The sequence below is a fragment of the Kineosporia sp. NBRC 101677 genome (assembly GCF_030269265.1).
GTDB lineage: Bacteria > Actinomycetota > Actinomycetes > Actinomycetales > Kineosporiaceae > Kineosporia > Kineosporia rhizophila.
This window is the reverse complement of the sequence record NZ_BSTA01000003.1, coordinates 514,287-530,031: the sequence shown is the minus strand read 5'-3', so window position 1 is coordinate 530,031 and position 15,745 is coordinate 514,287. Positions and strand designations below refer to the sequence as shown.

Sequence of the window (15,745 nt, the reverse complement as noted above, 5' to 3'; positions counted from 1 at the left end):
CGCGGACGGCTGCACTGGTGCAATCAGCCCGGGTGCCCATGATGAGGCCCATGACCGTCCCCTCTCTGGCCGAAGCGCTGGAAACGCTGCGCTCACGCGTCGGTGACCTGCGGCTGGACCTGTCCGGGCCAGGAGCCGGGCAGGCCCGGCAGACCCGGTCCGAGCTCGCCGGTCAGGTGGACGACTACCTGCTGCCCCGGCTGCGCCAACTCGACGCCCCACTGCTCGCGGTGGTCGGCGGCTCCACCGGCGCGGGTAAGTCCACCCTGGTCAACACCCTGATCGGCGCCAACGTCACCAAGGCCGGCTGGCTGCGCCCGACCACCCGCGGGCCGGTGCTGGTCTGCAGCCCCGACGACCGGCGCTGGTTCACCGAGGACCGGATCCTGCCCGAACTGGCCCGCACCAGCGGCGACGGCAGCCAGGGGGGTGGGCGCAGCCTGCACGTGGTCGCCGACCCGGGCGTCCCGGCCGGGCTGGCCCTGCTCGACGCCCCCGACATCGACTCGGTCGTCGCCGAGAACCGCCAGCTGGCCGCCCAGCTGTTGTCGGCCGCCGATCTGTGGATCTTCTGCACCACCGCCGCCCGCTACGCCGACGCCGTGCCCTGGGAGATGCTGCACACCGCCCAGCAACGCAGTACCGCACTGGCCGTGGTGATCAATCGCGTGCCGCCCGAAGGGCTGCGCGAGATCAGCTCGCACCTGGCGGCCATGCTCGACCAGAACGGCCTGGCCCGGGCCACCCTGTTCGCGATCCCCGAGACCGGCCTGCACAACGCCGACGACCGGCTGCCCGAACAGATCGTCGCACCCCTGAGGGCCTGGCTGGACGGCCTGGCCGGCGATGCCGACGCCCGCTCCGAGGTCATCCGCACCACCCTGGACGGTGCCCTGCAGAGCGTTCGCGCCCGAGTGTCGTTGCTGGCCCGGGAAGTTGACGAGCAACTGGCGGCGGCAGCGGTGCTGCGCGACACCGCCGAGGACTTCTACGCCGAGGCCGTGCGGGAATTCGACGACGGCATCCGCAGCGGCAGCGTGTTGCGCGGCGAGGTGCTCAGCCGTTGGCAGGAATTCGTCGGAACCGGCCAGCTGACCCGCAACCTCGAACAACAAGTGGGCCGGTTGCGTGATCGCCTCACCGCATTCGTCACCGGCCGCCAGGCTCCCACCGCAGCCGTGGAAGAAGCCCTTGAAAGCAGCGTGCAGACGCTGCTGCGTTCGGCCGCCGAGCGCGCGGCCGAACGCACCGTCGACGCCTGGGGCGACAGCCCGGCCGGACGCGCCCTGCTCGCCGACCGCGCGCCCACTCTCGGGCACACCTCGCCGGAGTTCTCCGCCGCTCTGCAACAGGAGATCCGGGCCTGGCAGGGCCGCGTGCTGGAGTTGGTCAGTGCCGAAGGCGGACAGAAACGCTCGATGGCCCGGCTGGCATCTTTCGGCACCAATGGCGCCGGGCTGGTGCTCATGCTGGCGGTCTTTGCCCAGACCGGCGGACTCAGCGGGATCGAGTTCCTGGTCGCTGGAGGAACTTCCGCCGCCAGCCAGAAGGTGCTCGAGGCGGTATTCGGAGACAGCGCCGTACGCGCGCTCGCCACCCGGGCCCGCGCGGATCTTCTCGAACGCGTAGAATTCCTGTTGGGCAACGAAAAACAGCGGTTTTTGGACGTCGTTGAGGGCGCATCCCCGGATGTCGAGTCGTCGACGGGGTTGCGTAGAGCTCTGGAAGATTTCGAAAAGGTGCGCCGGAGCGCTCGTTCCACGACACGTCCGGGCGCGGTCGGCATTCCGGGGAGTAACTGATGCTGCTCACCGGGCGACGTTCCGGTCTCGCTGAGCGGCTCGATGCCCTGCAGGAGGTGCTTACCCTCTCGCACGGGCGCCTGGATCCGGCGGTCGTCGCGGAAGCGGAACAGATCGCGGCCAAAGCGAGTGATCGGCTGCGGTTCGGGGAGTCGCGCACGGTGGTGGCGTTGGCGGGAGCCACCGGCAGCGGCAAGTCGTCACTGTTCAACGCGCTCGTAGGAGAACCACTTTCGCAGGTGGGCATGCGCCGCCCGACAACGGGGGCGGCACATGCGGCGGTGTGGGGCAGTAGCGACGCGACGGCGCTGCTGGACTGGCTGGAAGTGCCCCGCCGTCACCTGCTGGGCGCCGAATCGGTGCCTGAGCTGGACGGTCTGGTCCTGCTGGATCTTCCCGACGTCGACTCGGTCCAGCAGGGCAACCGGCTGGAGGCCGAGCGGCTCATCGAGCGGGTGGACCTCCTGGTCTGGGTCCTCGATCCGCAGAAGTACGCCGATGCCGCCGTGCACGAGCGCTACCTGGCCCCGCTGGCCGCGCACGCCGACGTGATGCTCGTCGTCCTGAACCAGGTCGACCGCCTGCCGTCGCAGGCCCGCGCCGGGTGCCTGGACGACCTGCGCACCCTGCTGAAGTCCGAGGGCCTCGCCGCAGCAACGGTTCTGCCCGCATCGGCGAGCACGGGTGACGGCATCCAGGCTCTGCGGGACGTGCTGGCCAAGAATGTCGATGCCAAACAGGGTGCGATGCGCCGACTGTCAGCTGACCTCTCAGTCATGGCCGAACGCCTGGACGACAGCTGCGCCGGTGCCGCGGACCAGGCCATCACGGCCGCCGACCGTAAGGCCCTGACGCGTGCCCTGGGGGCGGCGGCGGGCGTGGACGTGGTGAGCGAGGCCGTGGCCGGGGCGTACCGGCTGCGGGCGCGCCGGGCCACCGGCTGGCCGGTGACCGCCTGGACGTCACGGCTGCGTCTGGACCCGGCCCGGCGCCTTCGCCTGCGCGACGAACCGTCGGAGTTGGTGCGCACCTCGCTACCGGCACCCTCGGCCCTGCAACGCGCGCACGTGGACAATGCGCTGCGTCAGATCAGCGACCGGGCGGCGGGCGGGCTGCCCCAGCCCTGGCCGCAGGCAATTCGCCGGGCCGCCAGCAGCTCTCAGGAGCGCATGGCCGACCTGCTGGACCAGGCCGTGGCCGGCACCGACCTCGGCCTGGGCCGGCGTCCCCTCTGGTGGCGGGTCGCCGGAACCCTGCAGTGGCTGCTCCTGGCCGCCGCCACGGCCGGGTTGGTCTGGCTGGTGATGCTGTTCGCCGTGGCCTGGCTGCAGTTACCGGATCCTCCACTGCCGCACTGGGGTCCGCTGCCGGTACCCACCGTCCTGCTGGTGGCCGGGCTACTGACCGGGTTCCTGCTCGCTCAGGCCTGCGGGCTCTTCGCCCGTACCGGAGCTCGGCGGCGGGCGCAGCAGGCACGTCGCCGGCTGGAAGAACGGATCAGCCGGCTTGCCGACGAGACGGTGCTGGCACCGGTCGAGCGCGAACTGGCTGCTAGGCGGCAGTTCTGCACCGTGCTGGCTCGTGTGCGCGGCTGAGACCCACCAGGGGCCGTGTTCGTCGGCCTCACCGTCGTGTGTGTCATGGCCGTTGTTCTTGTCCGGTCAGCGCAGCTCCAGACAGCCCTGCGTAAGGGCCTCCGTGCACTCCCGCGCCTGCGATCGACCGACGCTTGACGGAAAAAGGGGTTCGCTCCGCCCTGGGCGGCGGCGAGCCCCTTTTCGCGTGATACATCGCCTGCTCGGAAATGGGCAAGGGAAATGACCCGGCAATGCGCCGGGCGGTCTCACTGCCCTTGCTGAATATCACTAGACGCCACCGAAAGGCGATACCCAGGTTCGGGTCTAGGTGTTTCAATTCGGCCATTGACGCATGCCCGGTCACCGGCGACACTCCATGAACGAACCGGACGGTGGCCGGGGAGCGGGGGCTTGAATCAGCGGCGGGATTCGATCGCCGAAAACATTTCGAATTCTATCGCTTCCCCCATCGCCGTGATCAAAAATGTGAACGTTAACAACGGTGTTGACGTGGTCCCCAGGAGGTACGGATGTTGAAGAAAAGGGCTGGCGCACTGCTCGCGGCGGCGCTGATGGTGTCGGCGCTGGCTGCCTGTGGCGACGACGAGGGCAGCGGCTCCGCCGGTGGTGGCGGTGGTGGCGGCGACGGCAAGCTGGTGCTCGGGTTCTCCCAGGTCGGGGCCGAGAGCGGCTGGCGCACGGCGAACACCAAGTCGATCCAGGAGTCGGCCGCGGAGGCCGGCTACGAGCTGAAGTTCTCCGACGCCCAGGGCAAGCAGGAGAACCAGATCAAGGCGATCCGCTCCTTCATCACCCAGCGGGTCGACGTGATCGCGTTCTCGCCGGTGGTCGAGTCCGGCTGGGACACGGTGCTGAAAGAGGCCCAGGACGCCGAGATCCCGGTGATCCTGACCGACCGGGCGATCGACTCCCCGGACGAGAGCCTCTACGAGAGCTTCATCGGCTCGGACTTCGTCCTCGAGGGCAAGAAGGCCGGTGAGTGGCTGGTCGAGGAGTACAAGGACGAGACCGGTCCGGTCAACATCGTCGAGCTCCAGGGCTCGCCCGGCGCCGCCCCGGCGAACGACCGCAAGGCCGGGTTCGCCGAGGTCATCGCGGCGGAGCCGGAGAAGTTCAAGGTCATCGCCTCGCAGACCGGTCAGTTCACCCGGACCGACGGCAAGCAGGTGATGGAGACCTTCCTGAAGTCGCACGACGACATCGACGTGCTCTACGCCCACAACGACGACATGGGCCTGGGCGCGATCGAGGCGATCGAGGCGGCCGGCCTGAAGCCGGGCGAGGACATCAAGATCATCACGGTGGACGCGGTCAAGGACGGCATGACCGCGCTGGCCGACGGGAAGATCAACTTCATCGTGGAGTGCAGCCCGCTGCTCGGGCCGCAACTGATGGAGCTGGCGCAGACGGTGGCCGACGGCGGGAGCGTGGAGAAGCGCGTGCTCACCGAGGAGACCACCTTCACCCAGGAGCAGGCCAAGGAGGCTCTGCCCGACCGCAAGTACTGATCACGCCCGTGAGAGTGCGCGGCCGGTCCCGACGGACCGGCCGCGCACTCTCACGGTGGAACCGCCGACGCCCGCAGAAACGGAGTAACCATGGGCGACGATGCCCCGGTCCTGGAGATGACCGGTATCCGCAAGGTCTTTCCCGGTGTGGTGGCCCTGGACGGGGTCGACCTGCGCCTGATGCCGGGTGAGGTGCACGCCCTGATGGGCGAGAACGGCGCCGGGAAGTCGACTCTGATCAAGGTTCTCACCGGCGTGTACGACATCGACGGCGGTGAGATCCGGCTCGACGGCAAGCCGGTGCGCTTCTCCGGCCCGCTGCCCGCGCAGCAGGCCGGTATCAGCACCGTGTACCAGGAGGTCAATCTCTGCGCCAACCTCTCGGTGGCCGAGAACATCCTGCTCGGCCGGGAACCCCGGCAGTTCGGCAAGATCCGCTGGAGCCAGACCCGGCGCCGGGCCCGCGAACTGCTCAAGCGGCTCGACCTCGACCTGGACGTGAGCGCCCCGCTGAGCTCCTACTCGCTGGCCATCCAGCAGATGGTCGCGATCGCCCGCTCACTCAGCAACACCGACATCGACGCCAAGGTTCTGATCCTCGACGAGCCGACCTCCAGCCTGGACGCCTCCGAGGTGGCCCAGCTGTTCGCCGTGATGCGCCGGCTCAAGGCCGAGGGCGTGGCCATCGTCTTCGTCTCGCACTTCCTCGACCAGGTCTACGAGATCGCCGACCGGATGACCGTTCTGCGCAACGGCCGGCTGGTGGGGGAGTACCGCACCGCCGAACTGCCGCAGATGGAACTGGTCTCCAAGATGATCGGCAAGGACCTGGCCACCCTGGAGGACCTGGAGCAGCAACCCCGCGAGGCCACCGCCCGGATCGAGCGCGGTGAACCGCTGGTGCAGGCCGAGGACCTGGGCCGCAAGGGTGGCATCGAGCCGTTCGGGCTGCGCATCCACTCCGGTGAGATCGTCGGTCTGGCCGGTCTTCTGGGCTCCGGGCGGACCGAACTGGCCCGCCTGCTGTTCGGCGCCGACCGGGCCGACGAGGGCAGGCTGAAGGTCGACGGCAAGCCGGTCACGCTGCGCACCCCCCGGGCCGCGATGAACCGCGGTATCGCCTTCTCCTCGGAGAACCGCCGCACCGAGGGCATCGTCGGCGACCTGAGCGTGCGCGACAACATCATCCTGGCCCTGCAGGCCTCCCGCGGCTGGATGCGGCCGGTCTCCCGGCGCCGGGCCGACGAACTGGTGGACAAGTACGTCAAGGCCCTGCAGATCCGCCCGGCCGACCCTGACCGGCGGGTGCGCGACCTCAGCGGCGGCAACCAGCAGAAGGTGCTGCTGGCCCGGTGGCTGATCACCGAGCCCCGGCTGTTCATCGTGGACGAGCCCACCCGCGGCATCGACGTCGGGGCCAAGGCCGAGATCCAGCGGCTGGTCGCCGAACTGGCCGACGGCGGGATGGCCGTGCTGTTCGTCAGCGCCGAGCTGGAAGAGGTGCTGCGGCTCAGCCACAAGATCGAGATCCTGCGCGACCGGCGGCTGGTGGAGGAACTGGAGAACACCGACGCCGTGGACGCGGACCGGATCATGCAGACCATCGCCGGCGGCACGGTCGCGGACACCGAAGGGAAGGCCGCGTCATGATCACGAACCTGACCCGGCACCGGCTGTTCTGGCCGTTCGCCGTCCTGGTGCTGCTGCTGGTGCTCAACCTGTTCTTCTCGAACAACTTCTTCCGGATCACCGTGCAGGACGGGCACCTGTTCGGCACGATCATCGACATCTTCCGCCGGGCGGCGCCACTGACCCTGGTGGCGATCGGGATGACGCTGGTGATCGCGACCGGCGGCATCGACCTGTCGGTCGGCTCGGTGATGGCCGTCTCCGGGGCCCTGGCCTGCCTGCTGATCGGTGACCTGGGCGATCCGCACAGCGTCGCCGGAGTGGTCGGTGCCGTGCTCCTGGCCCTGCTGCTGTGTCTGGTCCTCGGGGTGTGGAACGGGTTCCTGGTGTCGGTGATCGGGATACAACCGATCGTCGCCACCCTGATCCTGATGGTGGCCGGGCGCGGTCTGGCCCAGCTGATCACCGACGGGCAGATCCTCAACGTCACCTCCGACCCCTACCGGGTGATCGGCGCCGGGTACTTCCTCGGCCTGCCGGTCTCGGTGCTGATCGCCGCCGCCGTCCTGGTCGTGGCCATCCTGCTGACCACCCGCACCGCCCTCGGCCTGCTGCTGCAGGCGGTCGGCGGCAGCCCGGACGCCTCCCGCCTGGCCGGCATCAACGCCCGGGGCCTCACCTGGCTGGTCTACGTGATCGCGGCGGTCTGCGCGGGCATCGCCGGGCTGATCTACAGCTCCAACGTGGCCAGCGCCGACAGCAACGCCGCGGGCAACCTGATCGAGCTCGACGCCATCCTGGCCGTGGTGATCGGCGGCACCGCACTGACCGGTGGGCGCTTCTCCCTCGCCGGGACCGCCCTGGGCGCGATCCTGATCGAGACCCTGAACATCACCATCCTCAGCGTCGGCATCCCGGTCGAGGCCACCCTGCTGTTCAAGGCGGTCGTCGTGGTCGTCCTGTGCCTCGGCCAGTCCGCCGCCTTCCGCGCCCGGGTCCTCGGGCGCGGCAACAAGCCCCAGCCCGCGCTCACCACGAAGGAGGCCGCGGCATGACCGAGACCACCCGGGCCGAACCGGACGTGGACCTGAGCGCTCCCGGGCCCACCGTCACCAGCCGGCGCAACGTGCAGATCAGCCGCCGCCACGTGCCCGTCCTGGCCACCCTCAGCCTGCTGGCCTTCATGTACGGCCTGGGCGTGGTCAACTACGACGGCTTCGACCACCCGCAGGTCGTCCTCAACATCTTCGTCGACAACGCCTTCCTGCTGGTCGTCGCCGTCGGCATGACGTTCGTGATCCTGACCGGCGGGATCGACCTGTCGGTGGGTGCGGTGGTCGCCCTGACCACCACCCTGGGGGCGACCCTGCTGCAGGCCGGCTGGCCGGCCGGGGTGGTGCTGCCGCTGCTGCTGGTCCTGGGCACCGGGCTCGGCCTGTCCATGGGCGCGGTGATCCACTACTTCAAGGTGGAACCGTTCATCGCCACGCTGGCCGGGATGTTCCTGGCCCGCGGCCTGGCCCTGCTGATCGACCGCAACTCGATCCCGATCGACAACGGCTTCTGGGTCAGCATCGCCCAGCAGCGGATCCGTTTCGACCGCGGCGTGTTCATCTCCTCCAGCGTGATCCTGGCCCTGGTGGTGGTGCTGATCGCGGCGGTTGTGCTGACCTGGACCCGGTTCGGCCGCTGTGTGTACGCGATCGGCGGCAACTCCGACTCGGCCCTGCTGATGGGCCTGCCGGTGGCCCGCACCCGGATCGCGGTCTACGGCATCAGCGGGTTCTGCGCCGCCCTGGGCGGGGTGATCTACAGCTTCTACACGCTGTCCGGGTACAGCCTGCACGGCAACGGCCTGGAGCTCGACGCGATCGCCGCGGTGGTGATCGGCGGCGTGCTGCTGGCCGGCGGCTCCGGCTACCTCTTCGGCACCGTGCTGGGCGTGCTGGTGCTCGGCCTGATCCAGACCATCATCACCTTCCAGGGCGACCTGAGCAGCTGGTGGACCCGGATCGTGGTCGGCGTGCTGCTGTTCGCCTTCATCGTGCTGCAGCGGGTGGTCACCGGTAAGAGCGCGGTGAGATCCGGCGGCTGAGGCCTACTGCCGGTAGGGATCGACGAGCAGCGTCGGGGTGCGGGCGGTCTCCAGCACGGACTCGGGAAAAGCCGGACCAGCCCCATAGGTCCGGGCCCGGGTCCGGCCGGAGGCCACCAGCACCCCGAGCGCGTTCGGATCGCGAAGGTCGCGCCGGCCGGTGGGTGGCCCCCTCAACGTGCGGGAGAGGGCCGAATCGGGTTAAAAAGGATCTCTACGGGTGACAACGATGTGACCTTGGGGGAGATCCGGATGTCGCAGCCTGTTCTCTGGTGCGTTTCCTTCGACGGGGCGCCGCTGTCCGGCGTGGTGGTCGAGTCGCTGAAACTGGCCAACGCCTTCCGGCAACGCGGGCATCGGGTGTTGCTGGACATCGGGTACGACATCAAGGCCGACAAAGGACGTTTCTTCGCGCCCTACACCGACGAGGTCACCAGCCTGCCGGGCTGGGTCGAACTGGTCCGGGTCGCCGGTATCGACAGCATTCCCTGGTACAACGCCGCTTTCGTGCGATCCACGCTGGCCGGGGTGGCGCGGGGCCAGGGGCCGGGTGGCTGCTACGAACCCGTGGTCGAGGCGCTGACCCGGCGGATCGTGGCCACCTGGCAGCAGTACGGGGTCACGGCGGTACTGGTCGAGAACGGCACGCTGCCCGAGAACATCGCCTACAGCGAGGCGCTGTACCGGGCGATCGAGCGGTACGGGAAGCAGTTGGGCCATGAAAGGCCCTTCGTGCTGTGGCGCGATCACGACCTGATGTGGAACAGTGAGCCTTCCACCGGCAAGTACGGCCGCCCGCCGTACCCGCTGGCGCCCAAACCCCGCAACTCGCCGTACATCCGCTACCTGGCCCTGCACGAGGAGGCGCGGCGCCGCACCCTGGAATGGGTGCCTGGCCTGCGCGATCTGCAGGTGCTGCCGAACACCTTCGACTTCGAGAACACCGCCGTGCAAGCGGGATTCCGCGAGACGTACGGTATCCCGGCCGAGGCTGCGCTGATTGCACGCTGCACCCGGCTGATCCCGCAGAAAAGGGCCGACCGTGAGATCGATCTGCTGGCCAAGCTGCGGCACCGCATTCACGACCGTCCGGTATACCTGTTCCTGGCCGGCGATCCTTCGGAGCATCCGGCCACGGTGATGTCCCTGCGAGCCCAGGCCGAGCGGCTGGGGGTGGCCGGGCAGGTGGTGTTCGGTGGCCGTCTGGCTCCTCGGGACGTGGCGTCGAGCCATGGATTCTCCGTGGCCGACCTGCTCGCCGAGGCCGATCTGGTGTCGTTCCTGACCTCGTACGACTACGAGAGCTACGGCAATCCGGTCGGTGAGGCGGTGGCGTCCGGAGTTCCCTTCCTGGCCACGCGATACGCCCTCTACGACACAGTTTACGGCCGGAAAGGACTGCAGGCGCCGGTCCTTCCGATCTCTACGGATGACCAGGCGCCGCTGAACGACGACTTCGTGAACGAGGTGGTCGCACTCCTGACCGATCCTCTGCTGCGTAGCCGGGTGGTGGCTCACAACCGTCGTTGCGGGCAGCAGTATTTCGCCCAGAGCCGGGCCGCCGAGGTGGTCGAAGAGCTTTTGACCATGGACGTCCGTGGCGACGAAGGTCACGAGGAGAGCGTTTACGGGGAGGCGGGTAGGGCGGCTGTTCCGCCGCTGAGCGCGCGCACGCGGATGACGGTGGTGATCCCGGTGCGTGACGAGGCCGCCAACCTCCCTGCGGTGATCGAGTCGCTGGCCGGGCAACAGGGCCCGGACGGCCTGCTCGACCGTGACCTGTTCGATGTTCTGCTGGTGGACAACAACTCCCGCGACAACACCGTCAGCCTGGCCCGGGGTCTGGCCGCCCAGCACGAGGGACTGCGGCTGTGGGTGATCGGCGAGCCGGAGCAGGGAGTTTCGTGTGCCCGACGCGCCGGCATGGACCTGGCGGCGCAGCGAGCCCAGCAGCGCGACGGTGACGATGCGACGCAGCGCTTCTATCTGGTCTCGGCCGATGCCGACTGCCGGGTGGCGCCGGACTGGCTGTGGGAACTGCTGAAGGCCATGGACGGTGAGAAGGCCGCGATCGGGGTGTGCGACTACTACTACGACGCAGATCATTTCAATGGACGTCCGTTGTTGTGGGATGCGATCGACCGCACCATCCGCTGTCGGCAGGTCGCGTGGTCGCGCTTCGGTGGCTTCCCCGACGGCAAGGGTTTCGCGGTGGACCGGCGCTCGTACCAGCGGGTCGGCGGGATCGAACTGTCGTACCAGCTGGAGCACGGACGATTCGTCAGTCACCTCTCCGACGACTGGGACTTCGGCATCCTGGTGCGGGCCAGTGGTGAGGACATCGTCTACGTGCCGAACTCCCGGGTGGAGATCAACCCGCGCCGCGTCGACCACGCCCTGGACGAGGTGGTGGCCGGTCAGGCCTACGGCTCGGGCGGGATCATCACGATGCGCGACATCCGGCCCAGCGAGCCGGGACCGGTCACCGGCCGGGACCTGACCGAGGCGGAAGCACTGCAGGCCTGGGAGTTCTCGGTCAAGGACTTCATGCCCAAGAACATGATCCTGGCCGCCGTGCTCACCCCCTCGCTGCTGGACGACGAGGGCGTGATCGACCTGCTCTCACCGGCCCTGGCCCGACGGATGGCCGAACGCATCCCGCAGATCACGGCCGAGACCGGCTTGGTCGACTACACCCCCATCCACTCGTACAAGACGCCCTGCTTCCGGCTGTACTTCGAGTTCGCGGACGAGTTGTTCGCCCGGCTGCGCGCCAAGGTCGGTCCCGAGATCGGATATCCGCCCCCGCTGCCGCAGTGCCTGCAGGAGATCCGCGACACCGGTGACGAGAACAGATTCCGCGAGTTCGTGCGCCACTACTGCGAAGACCGCGAATCCGGAGCGGCCCACGACTACTTCGGCAACGGGGGAGTGTTCTGAGGTGAACCCACTCGAATCGCTGACCCGACTCGACCCCGACTACCCGCGCCCAGCCGTCCTCAATCTGCTGGCCGCCCCGCACAACGAGCGCCTGCTGGAGTATGTGGCCAGCGACCCCTTCGGTGCGCACGTCTTTCCCGGCGACATCCCTGATGTGGCACCGGAAGCGTTCCTGGACGACCTGGACGCACAACTGGCCGACACCCGTCCCATCCATCTGTGGTCGTACATCCCGACCTGCAGCTACCGCTGCCGCTTCTGCCAGTACCCGGTGGTCATCGTCAAGGGCCCGGCCGACGTGACTCGGGAAAAGATCGACCACTGGGTGGATCTGAACATTCGCGAGGCGCAGTTGTGGCTGCAGCGGGTGCCCCGGCTGCGCGAGGCCCCGGTGGGGGAGTTCAACGTCTTCGGCGGAACCCCGTCGCTCATGGGCCTGGACTCGGTGTCCCGGCTGCTGAACTTCTACCGGGAGAACTTCGGTTTCGGCCCGGAGACCACCGTCCGCTTCGAGGGCGACCCGACCACGCTCACCCCCGACCTGCTGGCCCGGCTGCGGGAGCTGGGGTGTGACAAGGTCTCCTGCGGGGTGCAGTCGTTCGACGACCAGGTGCTGAAGCTGAGCGGACGTGAGCACACCGAGACCGAGTGTCACGAGTTCCTCGACGCCACCGAACGTCTCGGGTTCGACTGGGTGACCATCGACCTGATGTACGGCCTGCTCGACCAGACCGTCGCCGGGGTGCAGCGTGACCTGGAACAGGTGCGCCGACACCGGGTTCCCGGGGTGGTCTGCACCAAGCTGCACCTGCGTTCTTACACCGACACCCGCACCGGGGTCGCCGGCGACCGGCCGGCGGCCTGGCAGTTCCCCAGCTACCGCAACCGTCTGGCCGAGGCCGGGCACCGCTGGCCGACCCTCGGCGAGCAGTACCAGATGCGCGAGGTGCTGGCCGAGGGGCTACGCGCCGACGGGTACGGGGAGCACCCGACCATGTACTTCCACCGCGCCGACAAGCCGCCGGAGACCTGGAAGTCGATCATGGTGGATCAGGACCGGCAGGACGCGGAGGTGGCGATCGGGCTGGGCGGTAGTTCCAGCTGCCGCCGCTCGGAGGCGATGACCGAGGTGAACGCGGGCCGCTACGCCCAGCTGGTGCAGGCCGGGCAGCTGCCGCTGACCTCGGCCACCCGCTTCGGCCCGACCGCCACCGAGGCCCGGGCGATCAAGATGGCCCTGAGTACCCTGCAGCCTCTGCGCGACGACCTGCACCGCGAAAGGTTCGGCGGGCGTTCGCTGTTCGACGAGCCCTGGAACCGGCGCTGGCTCGACCTGGAGCGCCGCGAGCTGGTCGTCACCGACCGGGCCGAAGGCTCGGTGCGGCTGACCGCGCCCGGAGCGGTGCTGGTCGAGGCCATCATGAACACCGAGTTCTGACCGGGTTCTGACCGGGTTCTGACTGGGTTCTGACTGGGGCGTCCCAGTCCCTACACTCGCCGGGCCACCGACGAGTGAAGGATCACCATGCTGCACGTACGGGTCATCGCACCGGCCGAACTGACCGACAGGGTCGTGGAGCGGCTGGACCGGGACGAGGCGATCACGCACGTGGTGGTCCTGCCCTCGGTCGCGCTCTCGCCGCCGGGCGACCTGATCGAGTTCGACGTGGTCCGGGAGGGCGCCAACGGCATCCTGGCCGACCTGAACGAGCTGGGCCTGCACCAGGACGGCGCGATCGTGCTGGAACGCATCGACACCTCGATCTCGGCGGCGGCCGACCGGGCCGCGCGCAGTGCCCCCGGGCTGGGGGTCGACGCGGTGGTGTGGCGCGAGATCGAGCAGCAGACCGGGGAGGAGTCGCGGCTGTCGGTGTCCTTCCTCGCGTTCATGGTGATCGCCATGGTCATCGCTGCCGTCGGCGTGCTGCTGGACCAGCCCATCCTGATCGTCGGCTCGATGGTGGTCGGCCCGGAGTTCGGCCCCCTGGCGGCGTTGTGCGTGGGGCTGGTGAAACGCCGCGGCGCGCTGGTGCGCCGTTCCGCAGCAGCGCTCGGGGTCGGCTTCCCGGTCGGGATGATGCTGACGGTGGTGGCGGTCTGGCTGCTGACCGCGGCCGACCTGGTGGACCGCTCGATGCTGACGGCCGAGCGTCCGCTGACCGACTTCATCTGGCGTCCCGATGCCTTGAGCTGGGTCATCGGCTTCCTCGGCGGTGTGGCCGGCATCCTCTCGCTGACCTCGGCCAAGGCGGGCACGCTGGTCGGGGTGCTGATCTCGGTCACCACCGTCCCGGCGGCGGCCAACGCGGCGGTGGCCCTGGCCTACGGTGTGCGCGACGAGGCGGTCGGCTCGTTCTTGCAGCTGGTGATCAACCTTGCCGCAATCGTCCTGGCCGGGGTTCTGACGCTTCTCGTGCAGCAGGTGGTCTGGCGCTTCGGCGCCGCAAGGGCGTAAACCTCAGGTGGCGGGGCGGATCATGACCTGCGACTCGGTGCCGGGCAGGAGGCGAACCGTTCCCACCGTGGCGAAGCCGTGCCGGGCGTAGAGCCGGGCGCTGCCGGAGGTGGTGGCCTCGAGCGCGGTGGGGGCGGGGCTCTGGTCGATCAGGTTCAGTCGGTGGGCCAGTAGGGCCGAGCCGATTCCGCGACCTTGCCGGCGGGGATCGGCCGCCACGTCCTGCACGAACCAGTGCGGCTCAGCCGGGCGGTGTTCTCGAACGGCCCGTTCCTGGCGTAGGCCCCGGCCGATCGTGCCGCCCAGTCGGGCCGCCGCTGATCCGGCGGTCCGGCGCCACCACGAGGCGGGCCGGTCGGGGCGGGGAGTGGTGAAACGCAGAGCCCCGACGAGGAGTCCACTGGTCTCGTCCACCGCGACGTCGAGGGCGTTGACCCCGGCGCCGGACAGATCGGCGAGCATCAGCCAGCGGATGTTACGGGCGCGCCGCTCGGCGCGAGGCATCAGTGCGGCCCACAGCGGATCGTGCTCGAAGGCCCGGGCGAACAGGTCGGCGACCGGCGCGACGTCGTCGGCGGTGGCTGCCCGCACAAGGACCATGCCGTCAGCCTACAGACCGCTTGATCGGCCGAATCTGGCCGCGCCGGAGCCGGATGTCACGTCAACCCGGCTCCTTCGGCAAGACGGCGGATGACGTCGGCCGCGGGGCCGGTGGGGGCGTTGCGCCACCCGCTGCCGGCCCACAGGTGCAGACGGTCGGCGTCGCCGGCCTTCCCGGCAGCCTGCCGCAGTGCGCGGGTCAGATGATGCACAGCGGGGTAGGCGTTAGGCCCTTGCGGGTGTCGGTCGGTGAACCCGTTGCGCAGCGCCCGTGCCGGCCGTCCGGTGAAGGCCCGGGTCAGGACCGTCTCGGCGAACGCCGGGTCGCCGAGCGCCTGCTTGTGAGTGGCGGAGGTACCGGCCTCGTCGGTGCGCAGCAGCAGTGTGCCCACCGCGACGGCCTGCGCCCCGGCCTGCAACGTGCGGCGCACCGCCTCGGGGCCGTCGACGCCACCGGCCGCGACCACCGGCAGGTCGACCGTCTGCAGCACCCGCCGAACCAGGACGTCAGTGTCGACCGGTTCCGGGAGCTGGGTGGGATCGAACGTGGCGCTGTGCCCGCCTGCGGCGAGGCCTTGCACCATGAGACCGTCTACGCCGGCGTCGGCGGCCAGCCGTGCCTCTTGCGGGGTCGTGACACTGGCCAGCACGCTGCTTCCGGCGTTCTTCAGGGCGGTGATGTCAGCGGCATCAGGTAGGCCGAAGGTCAGCGAGACCACCGGAACGGGATGCCGGACCAGCAGGGCGATCTTTTCCCGCCAGTGATCGTCGTCGATGACCGGCGACGGGTCCAGCTGCAGCCCATGAGCCACGCCCTCTTCTTCGAGTTCCCTTGCGTAGGCGGCGAAAGCGGTTGCATCGACCGGGGCGGTGGACGGGACGAACAGGTTCACGCCGAACCCCGTCCCGCTTGCCCGGAGCTGCTCGATCTCCGCGGAAAGGGCCTGCGGGGACTTGTATCCGCCGGCCAGGAACGGAAAGGCGCCGGCCGAGGCCACCGCGTGGGCCAGAGCTACGGTCGAGGGCCCGCCGGCCATGGGCGCGGCGACGATCGGGAGCGTGGAGTTCAGCGGGGCTGCGGGCACACCTTGTTCTATCAGCGTCGAGACACGGTCTGG

Annotated in this window: 12 protein-coding genes; 9 read left to right on the top strand and 3 right to left on the bottom strand. The window is 69.3% G+C overall.

All coding sequences use genetic code 11. From position 1 onward, the window contains the following. Window positions 1-50: 50 nt before the first annotated feature. From QSK18_RS11285 to yjfF, 6 genes are all read left to right on the top strand, one after another. Window positions 51-1,802 (top strand): GTPase family protein, encoded by a 1,752-nt coding sequence (locus QSK18_RS11285; RefSeq protein ID WP_232810470.1) that lies wholly within the window; start codon window positions 51-53, stop codon window positions 1,800-1,802. Further along, a complete protein-coding gene (locus QSK18_RS11280; RefSeq protein WP_285618577.1) occupies window positions 1,802-3,397 on the top strand; it encodes a GTPase in 1,596 nt (531 codons plus the stop codon). The genes QSK18_RS11285 and QSK18_RS11280 overlap by 1 nt, the downstream gene beginning before the upstream one ends. Before the next feature lie 512 nt (window positions 3,398-3,909). Beyond that, complete coding sequence (locus QSK18_RS11275) at window positions 3,910-4,908, top strand: ABC transporter substrate-binding protein (protein ID WP_285618576.1); 999 nt, start codon at window positions 3,910-3,912, stop codon at window positions 4,906-4,908. Window positions 4,909-4,998: 90 nt separating this feature from the next. Next, a complete protein-coding gene (locus QSK18_RS11270) occupies window positions 4,999-6,558 on the top strand; it encodes a sugar ABC transporter ATP-binding protein (protein WP_285618574.1) in 1,560 nt (519 codons plus the stop codon). Beyond that, window positions 6,555-7,592: an ABC transporter permease gene (locus tag QSK18_RS11265; protein WP_285618572.1), complete on the top strand. Its 1,038-nt coding sequence runs from the start codon at window positions 6,555-6,557 to the stop codon at window positions 7,590-7,592. The genes QSK18_RS11270 and QSK18_RS11265 overlap by 4 nt, the downstream gene beginning before the upstream one ends. Beyond that, on the top strand, window positions 7,589-8,632 hold the full coding sequence (gene yjfF / locus QSK18_RS11260) for a galactofuranose ABC transporter, permease protein YjfF (protein WP_285618570.1): 1,044 nt from the start codon (window positions 7,589-7,591) through the stop codon (window positions 8,630-8,632). The genes QSK18_RS11265 and yjfF overlap by 4 nt, the downstream gene beginning before the upstream one ends. 3 nt (window positions 8,633-8,635) lie before the next feature. Here the strand turns inward: yjfF and QSK18_RS11255 are convergent, their stop codons facing one another. Next, the gene (locus QSK18_RS11255) at window positions 8,636-8,809 is read right to left on the bottom strand and encodes a hypothetical protein (protein WP_285618567.1); all 174 of its coding nucleotides are present in this window, start codon (window positions 8,807-8,809) and stop codon (window positions 8,636-8,638) included. Window positions 8,810-8,884: 75 nt separating this feature from the next. On the opposite strand from QSK18_RS11255, the gene QSK18_RS11250 reads away from it, so the two are divergent. From QSK18_RS11250 to QSK18_RS11240, 3 genes are all read left to right on the top strand, one after another. Next, a complete protein-coding gene (locus tag QSK18_RS11250) occupies window positions 8,885-11,572 on the top strand; it encodes a glycosyltransferase (RefSeq protein WP_285618565.1) in 2,688 nt (895 codons plus the stop codon). A 1-nt stretch (window position 11,573) separates the two neighbouring features. After that, window positions 11,574-13,010, top strand: a complete 1,437-nt coding sequence (locus tag QSK18_RS11245; protein ID WP_285618561.1) for a radical SAM protein — start codon at window positions 11,574-11,576, stop codon at window positions 13,008-13,010. 87 nt (window positions 13,011-13,097) lie between these two features. After that, complete coding sequence (locus QSK18_RS11240) at window positions 13,098-14,027, top strand: DUF389 domain-containing protein (protein ID WP_232810479.1); 930 nt, start codon at window positions 13,098-13,100, stop codon at window positions 14,025-14,027. A 3-nt stretch (window positions 14,028-14,030) separates the two neighbouring features. On the opposite strand, the gene QSK18_RS11235 is transcribed toward QSK18_RS11240, so the two are convergent. Continuing rightward, window positions 14,031-14,627, bottom strand: coding sequence for a GNAT family N-acetyltransferase (locus QSK18_RS11235; protein WP_232810480.1), 597 nt, complete (start codon window positions 14,625-14,627; stop codon window positions 14,031-14,033). A gap of 56 nt (window positions 14,628-14,683) precedes the next feature. Beyond that, window positions 14,684-15,712, bottom strand: a complete 1,029-nt coding sequence (locus tag QSK18_RS11230; RefSeq protein WP_285618559.1) for an NAD(P)H-dependent flavin oxidoreductase — start codon at window positions 15,710-15,712, stop codon at window positions 14,684-14,686. Window positions 15,713-15,745 lie beyond the last annotated feature (33 nt).

Coding starts and splice junctions, on each gene's coding strand:
- QSK18_RS11270 (WP_285618574.1), top strand. CDS start 4,999: ATGGGCGACGATGCCCCGGTCCTGGAGATGACCGGTATCCGCAAGGTC.
- QSK18_RS11280 (WP_285618577.1), top strand. CDS start 1,802: ATGCTGCTCACCGGGCGACGTTCCGGTCTCGCTGAGCGGCTCGATGCC.
- QSK18_RS11235 (WP_232810480.1), bottom strand. CDS start 14,627: ATGGTCCTTGTGCGGGCAGCCACCGCCGACGACGTCGCGCCGGTCGCC.
- yjfF (WP_285618570.1), top strand. CDS start 7,589: ATGACCGAGACCACCCGGGCCGAACCGGACGTGGACCTGAGCGCTCCC.
- QSK18_RS11265 (WP_285618572.1), top strand. CDS start 6,555: ATGATCACGAACCTGACCCGGCACCGGCTGTTCTGGCCGTTCGCCGTC.
- QSK18_RS11250 (WP_285618565.1), top strand. CDS start 8,885: ATGTCGCAGCCTGTTCTCTGGTGCGTTTCCTTCGACGGGGCGCCGCTG.
- QSK18_RS11285 (WP_232810470.1), top strand. CDS start 51: ATGACCGTCCCCTCTCTGGCCGAAGCGCTGGAAACGCTGCGCTCACGC.
- QSK18_RS11275 (WP_285618576.1), top strand. CDS start 3,910: ATGTTGAAGAAAAGGGCTGGCGCACTGCTCGCGGCGGCGCTGATGGTG.
- QSK18_RS11240 (WP_232810479.1), top strand. CDS start 13,098: ATGCTGCACGTACGGGTCATCGCACCGGCCGAACTGACCGACAGGGTC.